This window comes from Polyangium sp. 15x6 (genome assembly GCF_029960785.1).
In the GTDB taxonomy this organism is placed as follows: domain Bacteria; phylum Myxococcota_A; class Polyangia; order Polyangiales; family Polyangiaceae; genus Polyangium.
On sequence record NZ_JASBQE010000167.1, the window covers coordinates 1 to 16,841 of the forward strand.

A 16,841-nucleotide genomic window follows, 5' to 3' on the forward strand; every position below is an offset into this window, starting at 1 on the left:
CAACCTCACGTCGACCGTCGACGAGGTGAAAGTGGACGCGGCGGACCGCAAGCTTCGCGTCGAGCCCCTTCCTGAAGCCGTACTGCTCGTCGAGCAGGTCGGCCTCGAAGATCGGATTCAACACGAGAAGAAACGCCATCTGGACCACACGGTCCCGAATGGTCGGTATCCCCAGCGGCCGCCTACCACCATTGCTCTTCGGGATCCACTCTCGCCGCAGGGGTGCAGGCGTATACCGCTTCGCCCGCAGCTCCCGCTGGAGGTTTCCGAGCCAGACCGCTCGCCCATGGGCCTCGATGTCGTCGAACGTCTCTCGATCGACGCCTGCAGCTCCGCCATTGCGACGGCAGCGCTCGTACGCGACTTCGAGGACGTCCTGGCGATAGACCTTGTCCCACAGGCTATAGAAGCGGTAGCTCGGTTCGGACTTCGCTTTCGCGTGCAAGGACGTCTGCAGCTTCCCAACCGTATCTATCGGAGTTCGTAGACTCATCGTCAATCCCCGAAGTTGTTGCTACTTCGATCCTTACGTTCCGGAGCAGGGCCCCTTCCCTCCGCCCGCGTTACCGGGCTTCGTCGGTACTACGGACCCATCCGTCATCTGCCCGGACCGACCCTTGCCCTCACGGGACGGTCGTTGGCTGGCCATGCCACGGCGCACCCATCCAGGCAGACTTCCCTTGTTGCGCACATCGCCTCTCCCGCACGTGCCGCCACCACTACCCCGGTGGGCTCCCCGGCTGCTCGTGTCGCTCGCTTCGCCTGGGACTGCGGCCTTCCCCGTTATTATGGCGGGTCGGCGCCCACGTTGGAGGTTTCGGGGCCTGCTCGGTGTTTACTGCTCGTTGCGGCCCGTGCAGATCGCTAGCCCCCAAAAGGGGCTTTTTCTCGGAGTGCTTCAGCTCATGTCGTTACCTCGTGAGCCGCTCTGAGTGCTTCCGGCTGGAGCGACAGTTTGCCGGCCGGGTTTCGCACCCGGAGGAATGTGCGCCTTGGCAAGGCGCACACAACAACGGGTCGGAGCTCGAGCTTCGCCGGGAGGCCGTCGGCCGAAAGAACTGGCTTTTCGTCGGCAGCGACGAGGGCGCCGAGTGGAACACCATTGCCGTCTCGCTCATCGCCTCCTGCCAGCTCCACGGCATCGAGCCCTGGGCATACCTGCGCGACGTCTTGATCCTGCTGCCGGATTGGCCCAGCGACCGGGTCCTCGAGCTGTCGCCCAAGTACTGGAAGCAAACCCTCGAGCAGACCGACGCTCGTGAGCGGCTCGACGGGAGCATCTGGAGCCGCATTCCGCGTCCTCCGTCCTCGCCCTGACGTCGGACGCGCGCCGTCGGAGGCGGCCTTCGGGGACACGCCATGCTCGGGGCGGGTTCGGCGGGCACGCACATTCCGTGCGCCTGTCGACGGCTCGGCAGGCGTCTCGATCGCGTTTCCACCCTGTTCGGCCGGTCCGGTGAGGCGGCGACGCCGCGACGAACGCTCACTGCTGCCGGGCCGAGCGTCGGACACGGACGCGTCGGCGCGGTTCTCACTCGCACCCCGACCGCGCGCAGAGCCACGCTTCTTCGCGGTCTTCGTGGCGGTTGCCTCCTCTGCGCCTTCCGTTTCGACGAACTCGTCATGCCGCCGCATCGAGGGGAAATGTTACGCAGCACTCCGGAAGAGCGCCACGATGCGGGTGGCCGAACGGATACGTCTCTTCTGGTCGAGCCGGCGGAGGAGGCGCAAGAACATCAGGGGAGGCGATGACACACCGCGCTCCAGCGCGTCGCCTTGGTGCAGCACGACGTCCCCGCTTCCGGGGGGCCATGCTCCAGGACTGGGCACTCCCGCGCAGGGGGGCGCCCTGTCGGCGAGCTTTCGGACCGGCTCGGCCTCGCCCAGCCGACCGTGTCCAAGCAACACGAGACGGATGAAAATCGGTGGTGTCGTCCTGGCGTCGTTCCTGAGCGGTTGCGCGGTCACTGAGGAGCCCCGCGTGTCATTCGTGCGCATCGCCGAACTCGAGATCGATCCTGCTCGACTCGGGTCAAAGACGATCGCGTCGGGGCGGCGCCTCATGCCACACGATGCGGCCGGTCTCGACGTCGTAAAGGCGCAAATTGCGGTTTTTCTGAACCTTGACCGCGTGGCGCCCATCGGGCGAGACGGCGATCGCGAGGAAACCGTCGGAGCATCGATCGCTGGGCGTGCCCCAGACGAGCGCACCCGAAGGGAGCGCCCAGCGGTTCACGCTCCCATCGTCGCGCGCGTAAAATACGGAGCGGCCATCGGCTGCGAACGCGACGGCCCCCGCACCCTTGAAAAGTCACGGGGAAAGATGGGGGAGCGTGGGATTTCCCGAGAGGGTTGGCGCTTGGTGCTGCTGGCCCGATGATCTGAAAGTGCAGACGGGCCCACGCGGGGAGGAGGTGTCGCGGTCAATCAGCTACATTGCGAATAGCAGAAGCAGTTGTTGCCGACTCTCGTGCCATCAATCTGATGGCAATTGGTGCACATGTTTTGGTCGATGGGCACTCCATAATCGGAGACACAAGCGACAAAGGTGCCACCGCAGGAGCAGTTATAGTAGTTGGCCGATGCGCTGTTGGCAAACAGCGCGGCAGTGAACAGCGCTGATGCGAGGCATAACGTTTTCTTCATGACGAATTCTCCTTTTGTCTCGCTTTGCATTCACTCTGACAGCGTCTCGGGAGCGGGCTGTTGCAGCCGACGTGCCAGATGTCATCGCCGCGTGGTGTGTGTGTAATAGCAACACGGTGGAGATTGTTGATTCCCAGAGCGACAGCGACCTCCGCGATCGTGAGCACGGGGAGGGACATGCTTGGAGATATGCAATAAGGAGAAGCATTGGCCGTTGCGGGTGAAACTTTGGGATGAATGGCTGCCCTGCGGCCGGTTGGAACGCACCTGTGAAAACTAACAATCCCCCGGCAAAGCCGGGGGGGTTCGATGTGTGAGCCGCTAAAAGCGGCTGATTTACTGGCCGCTCGCGAGCGGCCTTCGGAGCCACCTGAAGGTGGCGCTCGATCCTACAGGAGGCGGAGTTGCTCGGCCCGCCGGTCTTCTGCCTCCTGGTTCCGGATGTACGCACGGATGACGGCTTCGTCTCGCCCTACGGTCGAGACGAAGTAACCTCGCGCCCAGAAGTGCTGGCCCACGAAGTTCCGCTTCCGCTCGAGGAACGTCCGCGCGATGTGAATCGCGCTCTTGCCCTTGATGTACCCGACGATCTGCGACACCGCGTAGAATACCCCGACCATATCAAACAGAAACGCACCGCCGAAGACGACGCCGGCCGCCTCGAGCTCTACGTCTATTCCCTCGTCGGCGAAGTCCCCATCGACCGCTTCACCCTCGACCACGCCGAAGCGGTCATGCGCGCCCTCCCCGCCAAACGCGCACCCGCCACACGTCGACACGTCGCGCAGCTCCTGCACCGCATCTGCAAAATGGCCGTCTTCCCCCTCCGGCTCATCCCGCAAAACCCACTCCCCCCCGGATTCCTCCCCAAAATCCCGCCCGGCAAAGCCAAGGGATGGCTCTACCCCGACGAAGACGCGACCCTCCTCGCCTCCCCCGCTGTCCCCCTCGCCTCCCGTGTCCTTTACGGGTTCCTCCACCGCGAAGGACCCCGCGTCAGCGAAGCCACGCGCCTCCGCTGGGCCGACGTCGACCTCGTCCGCGGCGCGATCACCCTCGACAAGAACAAGACCGACGACCCGCGCGCATGGGCCCTCTCCGGCGGCGTCGCGTCCGCCCTGCGCGCCTGGCGCGAGCTACGCGCTCGCGAAGGCGTCCGCGTCTCCGACCACGACCTCGTGTTCACCGACGAAGACGGCGCCCCGATCCCCGAGCGCCACCAGGCCGACCGCTACCGCGATCACCTCGCGACCGCCGGCATCAACCGCGCAGCGCTGTTCGAGCGCACGAGGCGCGCCAGCCCATCCGTATCCACGACACGCGGGCCACGTTCATTACGGTTTCCCTAGCGAACGGCCGCTCCGAAGCCTGGGTGCAAGACCGAACGGGTCACAAGTCGAGCACGATGATCAACCGCTACCGCCGAGCCGCCCGCACAGCCGCCGAGCTCAACCTCGGCGACCTCACCCCGCTCGACCAAGCCATCCCCGAGCTCGCTCGCGCGGCGCTGGCACCTCGGCTGTCACCTGCGCCCGAAAAGGCGACGGAAAAGGCGACACTCGCCGCGATCCCCGCTCTGCTCGCCCAGCCAAAAGCCCAACGATTTCCGTCTAGTAGCCCCACCCGGACTCGAACCGGGACGCCCTCTCGGGCCGCGGATTTTAAATCCGCCGCGTCTACCATTCCGCCATAGGGCCGCATTTCTCCGACAATCTACCCTTTCCTACGCCGCTCCCATCTCCCTCCCCCGTCACCTAATCTCCTTAACCTCGAACCACCTTCCCAAACCGCCGCCGACCTGCTCTCCCCGACACACCAGCCCCGCTGTATACACCTTCTCCATCCCCGATGACCACCACCGCGCCGCCTCCTGCGCCCCCGCCCGATCCCTCCTCGGCTCCCGCCCCCCTCGCCCCCCTCGTCCACGCACGCCTCGAAGCAGCCCACCTCTGCCCCGAGACCGGCCTCCTCGTCCTCACCTTCTACATCGGCAAGAAGCTCCTCCTCGCCGCCGGCCTTGGCCCCCACGTCACCGGACTCGGCTTCGTCCCGCGCCTCCCTCGCGCCCGCGCCACCTCCGCGCATCCCCTCGTCGCGGCCATGCGCGCCCACCTCGTCGATCACCGCGTGCGCTCGATCCTCCTCCAGGACGGCGCCCTCCACCTCACCTTCGATCCACCCGACGACGCCCTCCCCGGCGCCCGCCTCTCCCTTCGCGTCGGACGACGCGGCCAGGCGTCCGTCTCGTCCCCCTCCGGAGCCACCGTCGTCTGGCCGCTCGATCCCGAGGGCGCTCCTCCACGTGACGGCGTCGATCCCTCCCGATGGATCGGCTCCACCGACGACCTCGAACGCCACGGCCTCGCCATGGTCGAGGCCTCCGATGCGCGCGCCCTCGACCTCCTTCGCGCGGGCCTGCTTCGCGCGGCCAAAGCCAAGCTCAAGGCCCTCGAACGGCGCGCCGAGGCCGTCCGGCAGGATCTCGCGCGCCTGCAGGATGCGCCGCGGCTCCAGAAGATCGGCCGACTGCTCGTCGCGCAGGGGCACAAGGTCCCCAAGGGCGCGACGCGCGCCACGCTCGACGACTGGGAAGAAGGCGGCACGATCGAGGTCTCGCTCGCGCCGGACAAACCCGCGAAGGCGCAGGCCGAGACGTTTTTTCAGAAGGCGAGGCGGCTCCAGCGCGGCGCCGCCGTCATGGAGAAGCGGCTCGCCGAGACCGAGCGCGCGTGGGAGACCGTCTTGCCGCTCGTCGACGCGATCGCCGAGGCCCCGGCCGATCCCGCCGCCCTCGACGCGCTCGCCGAAGAGGCCAGGCGCGCCGGCGTCTCCGCCTCCGAGCTCGAGGCCGCTTCCCGCGGAAAAGCCTCACGCCAGCAGGACAAGGAGCGCAGGCCGTACCACACGTTCCTCGATGCGCTCGGACGAACCATCCTCGTCGGCCGCGGCGGCAAGGACAACGACGAGCTCATCACGCGGCACGCGCGTCCGCACGATCTCTGGCTGCACGCGAAGAACATCCACGGCGCGCACGTCATCGTGCCTCTCGACAAGGGGCAGAATTGTCCCGCGGAGCTGCTCGTCGACGCCGGGACCCTGGCCGCGCATTTCAGCGACGCCCGCGGCGAGAACGCCTGCGAGGTGAGCTACGTCGAGCGCCGTCATGTCCGAAAGCCCAGGAAAAGCGCCCCGGGCGCGGTGACGTTCGATCGGGAGAAGATTCTCGTGGTACGCGTCGAGCCCGAGCGGCTCGCGCGGCTCCTCGCCTCGAAGCAGGAGGGATGAGCGACATGATCTTGCTTGCAGCCGACGCAGAGCGGTAAGAATCGCCTAGCATGCTCGCAATGCGCACGGTCGCCTCGCTCTTCTTCCCGTTCGGCCTCGGCCTCTCCCTCGCCCTCGCCGGCTGCGGCGGCGGAGAGACGCCGGAACCGAAAGATCCTTCGTCCGAGGGCTCCTCGGGCAAACCTCAGCCCCAGGCCGACGCAGGGCCCGACGCGGCGCTGCTCGGCGAAGTCGCGCAGCTCAACCAGCTCCTCGCCTCCATCGACAAGTCCGATCCCGGAAGGCCCAAGGCCCTCGCTCGCCTCGGCGAGCTGCTCGCGGAGCTGTCCAAGAACAACCGCGACCGCGCCCTCGCCGCCGATCCGAACGTCTCTTCCCTGCCCCCGCCGGCCGAGCCGAAGGCGGCCGAAGGCGAGATCGAGGCGCCCGCGAAGGCGGGCCCCGTGCTCCCCCCGCGCAACGCCGCCGCCGTCAAGCGCCTCAAGCCCGAGGCGCAGAAGCTCATCCAGAAGGCCGACATGTACGCGGCCGAGGCGATCAAGGCGCACAGGAAGCTCATCGCCGATCATCCGGACTACAAGGACATGGACAAGGTCCTCCTCCGGCTCGGCGGGCTCTACGTGGCGTACGGCCAGGGCTCCGCGGCGCGGCCCGTCTACTTCGAGCTCATCGAGAAGCACCCGAAGAGCCCCCTCGTACCCGAGGCGTACTGGAACTTCGCCGAGTTCTTCTTCAACGCAGAGGACCACGAGAACGCCTACAAGCTCTACGCCCGCATCGTCGAGTACACGCCGAGCGAACGCACGAGCGTCGCGGGCTACCGGCTCGCGCTCTCGCTCCACAAACTGAGCCGCCTCGACGAGTCGTGGAAGGCGCTCGAAGGCGCCGCGAGCGCCGCCCGCATCCACGGGCCCGCCGGTACCGTCGACGAGATCTACCGCGACGCGCCGAAGCTCGCCGCGACGCGCAAGCCGCTCAGCGCGAAAGACGCCGCGGCCTTCTTCGTGCGGCTCGCCGAGAGCAACGAGGACGTGATCAAGCAGGAGCTGAACCGGCTCGCGCAGATCCTCGAAGACGAGGGGCGCCCGCTCGAGGCGACCGAGGTCCTTCACGTGATGATCGACCGCTACAAGGCTGAGAAGTGCGCGATCCAGGCCCGCGCCATCGAGATCGCGACCCGCAGCGGCAACAACGCGATCCGCGCCGATGAGGTGAACCGGAGTCTGCGCCTCGGCTGCAAGCCCTGACGCAATCCGAGCTTGCGTCTCCTGCCGCACCGCGGCGATGATGTGTGCTGGACGCATCGCGCGGGAGACGAGTTTCGATGGATGGCAAGCGTGACATGGTGGTCGGGGGGCTCTGGTGCGTGGGCGGCATCGTCGTGACGGCCGCCACGTACGCGAGCGCAGCGAACGGTGGCGGGCGCTACGTCATGGCGTGGGGCGCGATCATCTTCGGCGGGATCCAGTTCATCCGAGGGCTCATCCGGTTCGCGGCGGCGAACCGGAGCTGAACCGGGCGCGGGGGGCGAGCGCCCCCCCGGCCGCCCCTTCACTTCGGCTGCGATTGCGCGCAGAACCCGCCGATGCACTGGTTCTGCGGGGTGCCGCAGCAATCGGCGCCGGTCGTACATTTCTCGCCGATCTCGGAGCACTTGCCCGCGGGGGGCGGGACGCAGGCGTAGTTGCCGCCGCCGTCCGGCTGGCAGAAGCCCGTGCAGCACTCGAAGCCCTGCGCGCAGGAGTTGCCCTCGCCTTTGCAGGCTTCGAGCGACCAGTAGCCGCTCATGTTGATGGTCGAGAGGTCCTGGCCGCGGAGCAGGAACGCCGGGTGGCTCGGGTCCTTGCCGGGCGTCGGGTTCACGTCGATCGCCGCGACCCAGAGCTGCTTGCGATTCTCGTACGTCGGGTTCGAGACCGAGACCATACGATTGCCGTAATCGCGCGGGCTGACGAAGACGGCCCACATGTAGCCGCCGACCGCGATGGGGTTGACCGTGGGCTGGTAATTGATGCGGCGGTTCTTGTCGTCGAGGTAGCCGACGCCGTTCGCCGCGTCGAGCGGGAGCTCACCGACGGCCTTGGCCACGTCCGCCATGTAGAGGTCATTCAGGCCGACCTGGTTCGCGCCGTACTTGGCGCGGCTGAAATCACCCTTCTGGTAGAGGATCCATTGCGAGTCGGGCGAGAAGCTCGGGAACGCGATGGCGAGGTTGCCGGCGGCGACGATCTGGCGGCGGTTCGCGAGGGCGTTCGTCGCGGCGTCGAAATCGAAGACGTCGAGGTCGGCGCGCGAGAACTCGACGGGGTAGCTGCCCGTGACGTTGCTGGAGAAGGCGAGGAGCTTGCCGTCCGGGGAGAAGGCCGGGTCCGCGGTCTTGTCGGCGATCGCGTCGAGCTCGCTCGTGATGGCCGCGCCCGTGGTGGCGTCCTTCATGCGCATGCGGAGGTCGACGTCGTTCTGCACGGCGACCTTGCCGTCCGGCGTGAGCGCGACGAAGAGCGTCTGCGATTGGTACGACGAGACCTGGATGACCTGCGGATCCGGCAGCGTGAGGTCGATCGTGCCCCAGGGACTCGGCGCCTGGCCCTTGCGCTCGAAGACGGCGGCGAGGCGGCTGCCGTCCTTGCTGACCACGTGGCAAGCGACGCAGCGCTTGTTGTTCACGCCCTGCGACCAGGGAGGCTGGTACTGATCGTAATCGGGCGGCGGCGGCGCGCCGAGCTGATCGTAGGCGCCGGAATCGAAGACGACCGACGGATTCGCCGATCCGGGCGCGATCTTCATGAGCTGGCCCGTGTTGACGGCCCAGTAATAGATGGATCCGCGCAGGCTGCCCTGCGCGATCGACCACGTCTGGCTCGTCGGGGAATACGCCTTGCCGCCCGAGAGGCGCGAGACGGAGACCTCGACGGGCTCGCCCGCATTCGAGGCCGCGAGCTTGCCCCAGAAATCCTCCGCCATGAGGAAGGCCGAGGGCGGATCGGCCTTCACGTAAAACTTCGCGTCGACGTACGATTGCCGGAGGTGGACGAGCCACGCGTCGCCCGGCGCGCCGCCATTCCACATGATCTCGGGGGCGAGAATGCCACGCGCGAAGACGGTCTTGTCGTAGGGATACACGATCGCGCCCGAAGGGCCCGGATCGGGCGCGTCGAAGGCCGCCTGCTCCTCGGGCGTGAGCCCGCCCGCGTTGTCCACGAACGCGAGCTTGACCGTGACGTCCGCCGAGGCCGTGAGCCCATTCGAGCTCGCCGTGACCTTGCCCATGCCGCCCACCGTGCCCGTCGGCGAGAGCTTGCCCGTGCCGAGGCCGACGAGCGCGACGTCCGGTCGATCGAAGGTCCAGTCCGCCGACACGACGGCGGTCGTCTGGTCCTGGAACGTGGCAATGGCCTGGAAGTCGACGGGCGTGACGGCGCCATTCTGCACGACGATCGTGATCGAAGGCGGATTCACGGCGAGCGAGACGATCGGGCCGTGATCGACGAACAGGCCGTCTTCCCCGGCGTCGGGCGCGCCACCGCCCGAGCCCCCGGGCCCCGCGGCGCCCGTGCCGCCGCCGCCCGAGCCCGACGAATTCTCCCCGCCTCCGCACGCATACGCGGTGATCGCCGCGAACATCACGAGCCAGCCCAATCCAAGCGACCGACGTCTCATCTCCGAGGACCTCCGTCTACGACGTTATCACGCGCCGAGCACGGCCGGGCGGCTCGTCTCGCGCTACACTGGCGGAATGCGCCGCAGAAAGGCTCTACGTCCCGTCACGCTCGCGCTCGTCACGCTCGCGCTTTGTGCGCTCGGCTGCGACAAGAAAAACCCATCGGGCGCGAGCCCGGACGCCTCGGCGAGCGACGGGGTGGCCCCGCTCGCCGATTTCCCGAACGTAAAAGCTTCTTCGTGGATCAACGGCGCGCCCGCGCCGCTCGCCGAGGCCCGCGGCAAGGTCGTGCTCGTCGAGGCCTGGCACCCGACCTGAAGCGCTTGCCGAGCGTCCGTGCCCGCGATCCTCGCGCTGCACGAACGCTTCGGGGCCCGCGGTCTGCGGGTCATCGGCGTATCGAACTTCGACCCGGACGACGCGGAGGCCGAGCGCAAGGCCGCCGAGGAAGCCGCGCGCGAGGAGAAGATGGGATATCCCACCTACCTCGACACGCGCGGCGAATGGTCGAAGACGGCTGGGGTCGTCGATATCCCGGCCTTCCTCGTCCTCGGCCCCGACGGCCGCGTCCTTCACCGCCGTCGCGGCAAGCTCACGCTCGATTCCGAGGCGTTCGCTGAAATGGAGCGAGCGATCGAGCGAGCGCTCCCGACCGCGCCTCGTTAATCGGAGTCACGCGCCACGACGAGCCGATCGTGCTGGATGCGTCCGTTCCGTTTGTGCGCCAGGTGCTGGGTGATCACCTTGTCCCCGGCCGCGTAGGTGCGCACCTCGGTGAAGGCGACGGCCTCGTCCGTCTCCATCTCGTCGATGATGTCCGTGCTCTTCACCTCGCGATGCCACCCGCCGACCGGGTCCCGCAGGAACTCGTCGCGGAGCTGCTTCAAGATGGCGTCGCGGCCCTGCACCACGATCGGGTGCGCGGGCGGGTTCAGGCTCGAGACCTCCTCGAGGACGGCGTCCTCGGCATAAAGGTTGGCGAGCGCTTCCACGTCCCGCATCTGAAGGGCGTGGCGAATCTGCTCCATGAGGGGCTGCTCATTGGCCTCTCGGCGACGGATCGAGCTCTCCATGAATGGCTCCCTGGTGCGTGCCCTCTGGTTTGTCGATGGGGGTGCAGGGGTATGGGGGCGGCAGCTCGGCTTGCCGAGCGAGAGCCCCCATCACTTGCACTGGGTATGGGGGCGGCAGCTCGGCTTGCCGAGCGAGAGCCCCCATCACTTGCACTGGGTATGGGGGCGGCAGCTCGGCTTGCCGAGCGAGAGCCCCCATCACTTGCACTCGACTGCCGGGCGCTCGACGACCCAAAACATCACTTTGCTCGCCCCGGCTGGACGGGTCATAAGAAGTGACCATGCTGCAATCGCCCTCCACGGTCGTGCTCGGTGACGTTCACCTGACCCGCTCGGTGCCACGGGCCGTCTCGGAGGACCTCGCCCGCCTGGTCGACGCGCACCCGGGCGCGCGAATCGTGTGCGCCGGCGACCTCTTCGATCTCTCGGCCGATCTGCCCCGCCTGCCGCTGCCTCGCGCGGTGGAGGCGGTGTTCGAGGCGCATCCAGCCGCCAAAGCCGCGTTCGGCCGGCACCTCGCGCGAGGAGGCGAGCTCTGGCTCGTGAGCGGCAACCACGACGCGGCCCTCGCGCTCTCCGATTTCCGGAGCGCCCTGGTCACGGCGCTGGACCCGCCCGCGGAGGCGCGCGCGCGGCTGCGCACGACCCCATGGTTCTTTCGCGAGGGCGACCTCCACATCGAGCACGGCCACCTCTACGACCCCGACAACGCCCCGGCTCACCCGCTCGTCGTGGGCGAAGCGAGCCTCGGCGTGCATTTCGTCGAGCAATTCATCGCTCCGACGGGCGCGTTTCGCTACCTCAACATGAACGACGAGACGCCCCTAAGGCTCTTCCTCTCGGCGTTTTCATTCTACGGCCCGCGCGCCCCGTACGTGATCTATCGGTATTTCCACGCCGCGATTTCTGCGATCCTGCGCAGCGGGCGGTCTTATCAGCGGCGCGCGGACGACGAGGCGCCGCTCGGCGCGGAGGAGGCCGCTCGATTCATCACGGAGCTCGGCATCCCGCCCGAGCTCGTGGGCACGATGCTCCCGCTCGGAGCGCGGCCGACGATGGCCAGCTTGAGCCGGACGTTCTCGCGTCTCTATTTCGATCGGGTGCTGTCCACGCTGGCGATGAGCGCGGGGCTGTCCGCGGCGGCGCTCGGCAAGAAACGAGCGGGCGGGGCTGCATTTTCGATGGGCGCGCTGGCCATGACGTTGAGCTGGGCGCGCGGGCACAACCGTTATGCCGGGTCGGTGGCCGAGCAGCTCGCCGAGGGCGCGAAGCGCATCGCGGACGCGACGGGCGCGCGGCTCGTGGTGTTTGGTCACACGCATCGGGAGGCGCTCACCGATCGGTATGCGAACACGGCGAGCTTTGCGTTCCCGCGGAATGCGCCGGGGAGGCCGTATCTGGAGATCGAGCAGGCGTACGGGGTGCCGCGGGCGGTGCGGCGGTATTTGCCGATGGAGCCGAAGGAAGCGCGCGTCTAGATCGCGTCTACTTCGCGGGCCCGGCGTGCGCCTGGATCACGGCTTCCACGAGGTCCACCACGATCCGCGTGTCCTCTCCGCGCAGCGCTTCATCGTCGCCCGCGCAGGCGGCCTCGACCCGCGCCCGCAGGTCCGCCCGAAGCACGAGCCGCGCCCCGCCGCAAGCGCGACAGACGAGCCCGCCGGCGAGCGCATCCAGACACGCGGGCGCCTCCGCCGGGCAAACGCGGCTGCAACGCACACATCGATCGAGCACCAGGCCGAAGCCCATATCCGACAGCAAACGTAGCCCTGACGTCGCGAGCTCCGCCTCGGGCGAGCGCGTGGGCGTGGGCGCGTCGAGCGCGTCGAGCAGCTCGTTCACCGTGGCGAAGAGACCCGGCTCGCGCGTGCCGGGCGGCGCCACCGAGCGGACCCATCGCAGCGCTCTGCCCGCGGCTTCCAGACGATCCAGCGCGGAGACGAGCTGCATGCGCGGGTGCGCGATCGTCGCCTCGCCGAGCACGGCCAGATCTTTTTGCTCGCGCTCTTCGAGGGTCACGCGCAAGAGATGCATCGGCTCCAGCGCGACGAGCCGCTTGTTCGATCGACGCGCGGATCGTGCGACTGCCGAGACGATCCCCCGCGCCTCGGTGAAGAGTGTGACGATGAGATCGGCCTCGCCCACGGGGACCCGCCGGACGAGCAGCGCTTCGGTGCGCAGGCGGGTCGAGCTGGTCCGGGGGGGGCGGGGCATGCGCCTTCTCTAGCAGGCTGTTGATAAATTTGCTGCGCGCCCTGGATCGTCGGTCGTCGTCCTCGGAATACTCTCGTATTCCTGCGTCCTCCTCCCTAGCTCCAGGGCGCTCGCGGCGTTTCTCAACAGCCTGCTAACGGCGGCGCTCGCAGCGTCGAGCTACGGGTCGACGCATTGCCCTTCTTTGCAGATCCGGTCGCCTTTGCACTGCGTGTCGTACTGGCAGCCGGTCGCGGTGGGCGGGGCGCTCGGGGGCGGGGCGGCGGATTGCGCTTCCTCCTTGCACGAGACCTGCACGCCCCCCTGGGGCCCGCTGCTGACGGAGGTGCAGTAGTACGTTTTACCCCGGCAAACGGCCGTCCAGGTGCGCCCCGCGAACCCCATCTCGTCGCGGGTGATCACGATCTGCTCCTCGGCGCAGCCGATCTGCCCCGACGTCCACGCCGGCAAGGGGTTGCATCCCGTCGCGAGGAGCGCGAGGAGCCCCAGCGTGTGAAGGCGCGTCATCCCGTCATCCCTCGGCGTTCACGTGCGTCGAGATCCCCCTACGTCGAGACTCGACAGCTCGGGCGGCATATCGTGCCCGCGCGGCCGCATGACGATGCTCAGGGCCAGCGTGAACAGGATCAAGAGGAGCACGAAGGCCATCGCCACGCCGAATCGTTTCCCTTGCGAGCCGCCGGCGGGGGAGGCAATGGGAAGTGGAGTGACCACGGCGACGCGGCGGCTCGCGGTATAACGGGCGAGCACCTCTTCCACGGGGAGGGAGACGGCGCGCGCATAAGCGCGGAGAAACCCTCGGACGAACACTTCACCTGGCAAATCGTCGAAGTGATCCGCCTCGATTCGCTCGATCGAGGGGACGGGAATACGGGTGGCGCGGGAGACTTCCTCCACGCTCATTGCCCTCGTCTCACGGGCATGTCTCAGGTAGCGGCCGATCGACTCCATCCCTACTTCACCCGTTCATTCAATCGATTCGATTGACTCCCTTTTGCACGATTTCAGAAAAAGCCGCGCAAAAACTCATTGCAAAGACCCGAGTTCCGCAGCGCAACGTTTGCCGGCCACTGTCGCCGGGGCCACATCGCGGCATCGTTCGAGATCTTCCCGGGCGAGATCGTGCTCCCCGAGCTTCCCCGCCACGCGGGCGCGGGCGGCGAACCCCTCCTGGAGGTTCCGACACTGAGCTTTATCCGTCTCGAGCGCTTTCGTAAAGGCCTCTCGCGCAAGCGCAAGCTCGCCTTTTTTCTCGTAAGCCAGCCCGAGGCGGTAGTTCCCTACACAAAACAGCGGCTGCGCCGCGAGAGATCGCCGGAGCGCGTCGATCGCCTCGTCGACGCTCCCGCGCGAAAGATATGCCCAGCCAAGATTTCCCCACGCTTGCTCGGGGGAAGCATAAAGAATGTCCTCGGCCAGCGGCCTGAGGACGGCCACAGCTTCGTCGTACTTTTTCTGATGTACGAGAATCACGCCGAGCGCGTTCTTCGCGTCGCGCAGGTCGGGCGCGAACTCGAGCGCGGCGCGCGCGTGGCGCTCCGCCTCCTCGAAGCGACAGTCGGTCGACGTCTCGTCCGCCGCGCAGAATGCCAAAAGAATGACGGTGGCGAGATAGTGCGCGTCGGGGTTCGTCTCGTCGATTCGAATCGAGGCCTGCGCGTGGCCGAGCGCCTCGCGGAGCCGACCCGCCTCGAACGCCTCGCGCCCGAGGTCGTACTCGGCGCGGGCCTTCGCGTCGACGCCGTCCACACGCTCCTGCGCGCCGCTGCAGGCCGGCCCGAACGTGAGAAGGAGCGGGAGCAAGACCGAGCAAGTGAGCGCCGCGGGGCCGCGCATCCTGCGCGACCAACCGCCCCTCTTCTCGCCCGTTTGCCCCTGGATCATGCGTCCTCACTGACCGAGATGCCCTTGTTTCCTAGGAGAAGGGCTCTCCCGATCCGCCCCCGGGCTCCGCCCGAGGCCCAAATCCGGGCCAAGCGCCCGGGAAAACTTGGGTAACCCAGGCTGGAAGAAGCGTCAACCCGCAAAAGACGCCCTCCCCCTCGCGCCGGCACAAAGAAACACGCGCGCGCAAGGAAGAAGTAGCGCGAGGGACCCAAAGCGTGTTACGCGGGAGGATTCGGCGTTGTTTTGAGGCGCAACGTTCGTCCAGGAGAGGACGCGCTCACGTCTCGTTCGCGACTTCGTCCTTCTGCCCGAGCAGGCCGTAGAGCTTGCGCAGGCCCTCGATGTCCGGGACCTCGAGCCGCTCGTCGGCGACGCGGATGTACTGGCCCTCCCGGAGCTTCTGCACGCTGCGCTTCACGGTGTCGACGTCGAGGCCGACGCGCGTGGCGAGCTCCATCGGCGTGACGGTGAAGACCGCCGCGTTGCCCCCCGCGTCGCGCGTCTGCTGCGCGAGCTTGAGGAGCGCGCTCACGATCTTCGACTGCACGTCCGTGAGCATGATGAGCTCGATCTGATCCTCGGCGTCGCGCAGCCGTCGCACGAGCTGCTTGACCATGCGCGAGGCGATGCTGGCGTTGTGCTCGAGCAAGTTCTGCAGCGTCGCCTGGTCGATCGCGAGCGCGAGGCCCGAGGAGAGCGCGACCGCGGTCGAGGAGCGCTCGGCGCCGGGCACGAGGGCCGACTCGCCGAAGAGGTCGCCGGGCTTGAGCACCATCAAGCTGCGCTCGGCGCCGCGGACCTTCTTGATGAGGCGCACGCGGCCCTCCTCGAGCAGGTACGCCTCCGTGCCCGGCTCGCCCTCCCGGTAGATCACCTCGCCGGGCTGGAAGCTCTTGCCGAACCGCGCGATGAGCACGCGCGCCGCCTCGGCGGCCTCGGGATCTTCGTCGGGTAGGTCCATCCGGACGCGAGTTTACCTAGCTGGGCCCGCCCGATGCCATCGGCTTCGCGTCGGGCGGACGAACGTAAAGCGGCTCGACGATCTCGGGGTCGAAGTCACCGCCAGAACCAAGCCTGACGAGCGCGACGCGCCCCACGGCCGCGGCGTCCGGTAGGTCGGTCCCGGGGGAGCGGAGCACGAACGCGGCGAGGTCCGGATCCTCGGCCGCGACCTCGCCGACGACGCGGAGGAGCCCGCCCGGCCGAAGCGACGCACCCGGACCGGCGAGCACGAGCGCGGCCACGTCGGCGCGAGGGACGTGGCGCGGAGCCCAGCAGAGGGCGCCGCGCGCGTCGAAGGCGGCGAGGAAGAGCTCCTGCTTCTTCGCGTCGAGGGCGGCGACGACGAGGTCGTGCGGCCCAGCCTGGCCGCTCGCGAAGGCGTCCGCGGCCATGGCTTCGAGCGAGCCGACGCCGGCGAGCGGCGCGCCTCGGCCGATCGCCATGCCCTTCGTCGCGGCGACCCCGACCCGGACGCCGGTGAACGAGCCGGGACCGATGTCGCAGGCGAAGGCCTCGATCGACGCGGCGGAGACGCCCGCCGCGCGGAGGGCGTCTTCGGCGGCGAGGAAGATGCGCTCGGCGTGGCCTTCGAGGTCCGTGTAGACGGACGCGCCGATGAGCTTGCCTCCGTCGAAGACGGCCGCGCTGCCGCGAGGCGTGGAGGTGGAGATGGCGAGGAGCCTCATGGTAACCTGAGTCAGAACCGGGGAACGTGAGCGCGCGGGCGTTGTCCTGCCTGGCGGACACTACGAGCGCGAAGGCGCGAGGACAACCGGGATGGCACGCGACGGATCCAGCACGACGTGGGTGATGCAAGGCGCGGTCGTCGTGTCGATCCTGGCGCACGCGTCGCTGATCGCCGCCGCTGGGCTGCGAAGGGAGCGCGCGCCCGAGGAGCTCACGCCGCCCGCGGACACGTGGGCCGGGACGACGGCCGCGCCGATCGGTGGCGAGCTTCACGAGGTGGACGTGACCGGCAGCGAGGTGGGGGGCGCGCCGAGCCAGCCGCCGGCCGCGGCCCCCGCCGCCCCGAGCGAGCCGCCCGCGGCCGCCCCGAGCGAGCCCGCCGAGCC

Annotated in this window: 17 protein-coding genes, 1 tRNA gene and 4 pseudogenes; 10 read left to right on the top strand and 12 right to left on the bottom strand. The window is 68.2% G+C overall.

Going from position 1 to position 16,841, the window contains the following annotated elements:
- Positions 1-493, bottom strand: a pseudogene (locus QHF83_RS50900) (group II intron reverse transcriptase/maturase); the annotation flags it as partial.
- Positions 494-918: 425 nt separating this feature from the next.
- On the opposite strand from QHF83_RS50900, the gene QHF83_RS50905 reads away from it, so the two are divergent.
- Both QHF83_RS50905 and QHF83_RS50910 read left to right on the top strand, forming a co-directional pair.
- Positions 919-1,317 (top strand): transposase domain-containing protein, encoded by a 399-nt coding sequence (locus tag QHF83_RS50905; RefSeq protein WP_282425434.1) that lies wholly within the window; start codon positions 919-921, stop codon positions 1,315-1,317.
- A 598-nt stretch (positions 1,318-1,915) separates the two neighbouring features.
- Positions 1,916-2,380 (top strand): hypothetical protein, encoded by a 465-nt coding sequence (locus QHF83_RS50910; RefSeq protein ID WP_282425435.1) that lies wholly within the window; start codon positions 1,916-1,918, stop codon positions 2,378-2,380.
- A 47-nt stretch (positions 2,381-2,427) separates the two neighbouring features.
- On the opposite strand, the gene QHF83_RS50915 is transcribed toward QHF83_RS50910, so the two are convergent.
- Complete coding sequence (locus QHF83_RS50915) at positions 2,428-2,646, bottom strand: hypothetical protein (protein WP_282425436.1); 219 nt, start codon at positions 2,644-2,646, stop codon at positions 2,428-2,430.
- Between the two features lie 389 nt (positions 2,647-3,035).
- Positions 3,036-3,251 (bottom strand): annotated as a pseudogene (tnpA, locus tag QHF83_RS50920) (IS200/IS605 family transposase); the annotation flags it as partial.
- Positions 3,252-3,455: 204 nt separating this feature from the next.
- On the opposite strand from tnpA, the gene QHF83_RS50925 reads away from it, so the two are divergent.
- Positions 3,456-3,995, top strand: a complete 540-nt coding sequence (locus QHF83_RS50925; RefSeq protein ID WP_282425437.1) for a tyrosine-type recombinase/integrase — start codon at positions 3,456-3,458, stop codon at positions 3,993-3,995.
- 265 nt (positions 3,996-4,260) lie between these two features.
- On the opposite strand, the gene QHF83_RS50930 is transcribed toward QHF83_RS50925, so the two are convergent.
- Positions 4,261-4,343 (bottom strand) — tRNA-Leu (locus QHF83_RS50930).
- Positions 4,344-4,494: 151 nt separating this feature from the next.
- On the opposite strand from QHF83_RS50930, the gene QHF83_RS50935 reads away from it, so the two are divergent.
- From QHF83_RS50935 to QHF83_RS50945, 3 genes are all read left to right on the top strand, one after another.
- Positions 4,495-5,931, top strand: a complete 1,437-nt coding sequence (locus QHF83_RS50935) for an NFACT RNA binding domain-containing protein (protein WP_282425438.1) — start codon at positions 4,495-4,497, stop codon at positions 5,929-5,931.
- A gap of 59 nt (positions 5,932-5,990) precedes the next feature.
- Positions 5,991-7,178, top strand: a complete 1,188-nt coding sequence (locus QHF83_RS50940) for a hypothetical protein (protein WP_282425439.1) — start codon at positions 5,991-5,993, stop codon at positions 7,176-7,178.
- Between the two features lie 77 nt (positions 7,179-7,255).
- A complete protein-coding gene (locus tag QHF83_RS50945; RefSeq protein ID WP_282425440.1) occupies positions 7,256-7,444 on the top strand; it encodes a hypothetical protein in 189 nt (62 codons plus the stop codon).
- Positions 7,445-7,482: 38 nt separating this feature from the next.
- Here the strand turns inward: QHF83_RS50945 and QHF83_RS50950 are convergent, their stop codons facing one another.
- On the bottom strand, positions 7,483-9,591 hold the full coding sequence (locus tag QHF83_RS50950; RefSeq protein WP_282425441.1) for a hypothetical protein: 2,109 nt from the start codon (positions 9,589-9,591) through the stop codon (positions 7,483-7,485).
- Between the two features lie 76 nt (positions 9,592-9,667).
- Between QHF83_RS50950 and QHF83_RS50955 the strand changes: the two genes are divergently transcribed.
- Both QHF83_RS50955 and QHF83_RS50960 read left to right on the top strand, forming a co-directional pair.
- Positions 9,668-9,910 (top strand): hypothetical protein, encoded by a 243-nt coding sequence (locus QHF83_RS50955; protein ID WP_282425442.1) that lies wholly within the window; start codon positions 9,668-9,670, stop codon positions 9,908-9,910.
- A 15-nt stretch (positions 9,911-9,925) separates the two neighbouring features.
- Positions 9,926-10,258: pseudogene (locus QHF83_RS50960) on the top strand (redoxin domain-containing protein); the annotation flags it as partial.
- Here the strand turns inward: QHF83_RS50960 and QHF83_RS50965 are convergent.
- Positions 10,255-10,620 (bottom strand): nuclear transport factor 2 family protein, encoded by a 366-nt coding sequence (locus QHF83_RS50965; RefSeq protein ID WP_272428568.1) that lies wholly within the window; start codon positions 10,618-10,620, stop codon positions 10,255-10,257. The pseudogene QHF83_RS50960 and the gene QHF83_RS50965 sit on opposite strands and share 4 nt — an antisense overlap.
- Before the next feature lie 326 nt (positions 10,621-10,946).
- Between QHF83_RS50965 and QHF83_RS50970 the strand changes: the two genes are divergently transcribed.
- Positions 10,947-12,143, top strand: a complete 1,197-nt coding sequence (locus QHF83_RS50970; RefSeq protein ID WP_282425444.1) for a metallophosphoesterase — start codon at positions 10,947-10,949, stop codon at positions 12,141-12,143.
- A gap of 7 nt (positions 12,144-12,150) precedes the next feature.
- Here the strand turns inward: QHF83_RS50970 and recO are convergent, their stop codons facing one another.
- The 6 genes from recO to tsaB form a co-directional block, all read right to left on the bottom strand.
- On the bottom strand, positions 12,151-12,879 hold the full coding sequence (gene recO, locus QHF83_RS50975; protein WP_282425445.1) for a DNA repair protein RecO: 729 nt from the start codon (positions 12,877-12,879) through the stop codon (positions 12,151-12,153).
- 159 nt (positions 12,880-13,038) lie between these two features.
- The gene (locus QHF83_RS50980; protein ID WP_282425446.1) at positions 13,039-13,386 is read right to left on the bottom strand and encodes a hypothetical protein; all 348 of its coding nucleotides are present in this window, start codon (positions 13,384-13,386) and stop codon (positions 13,039-13,041) included.
- Between the two features lie 18 nt (positions 13,387-13,404).
- Entirely contained in the window at positions 13,405-13,830 is a 426-nt protein-coding gene (locus QHF83_RS50985; protein WP_282425447.1) for a helix-turn-helix domain-containing protein, read from the bottom strand.
- A gap of 75 nt (positions 13,831-13,905) precedes the next feature.
- Positions 13,906-14,763 carry a tetratricopeptide repeat protein gene (locus tag QHF83_RS50990; RefSeq protein ID WP_282425448.1) on the bottom strand — a complete coding sequence of 286 codons (858 nt, stop codon included), beginning with the start codon at positions 14,761-14,763 and terminating at the stop codon, positions 13,906-13,908.
- A 280-nt stretch (positions 14,764-15,043) separates the two neighbouring features.
- A complete protein-coding gene (locus QHF83_RS50995; RefSeq protein WP_282425449.1) occupies positions 15,044-15,727 on the bottom strand; it encodes a Crp/Fnr family transcriptional regulator in 684 nt (227 codons plus the stop codon).
- A 16-nt stretch (positions 15,728-15,743) separates the two neighbouring features.
- On the bottom strand, positions 15,744-16,454 hold the full coding sequence (gene tsaB, locus QHF83_RS51000; RefSeq protein WP_282425450.1) for a tRNA (adenosine(37)-N6)-threonylcarbamoyltransferase complex dimerization subunit type 1 TsaB: 711 nt from the start codon (positions 16,452-16,454) through the stop codon (positions 15,744-15,746).
- Between the two features lie 91 nt (positions 16,455-16,545).
- On the opposite strand from tsaB, the pseudogene QHF83_RS51005 reads away from it, so the two are divergent.
- A pseudogene (locus QHF83_RS51005) lies at positions 16,546-16,841 on the top strand (hypothetical protein); the annotation flags it as partial.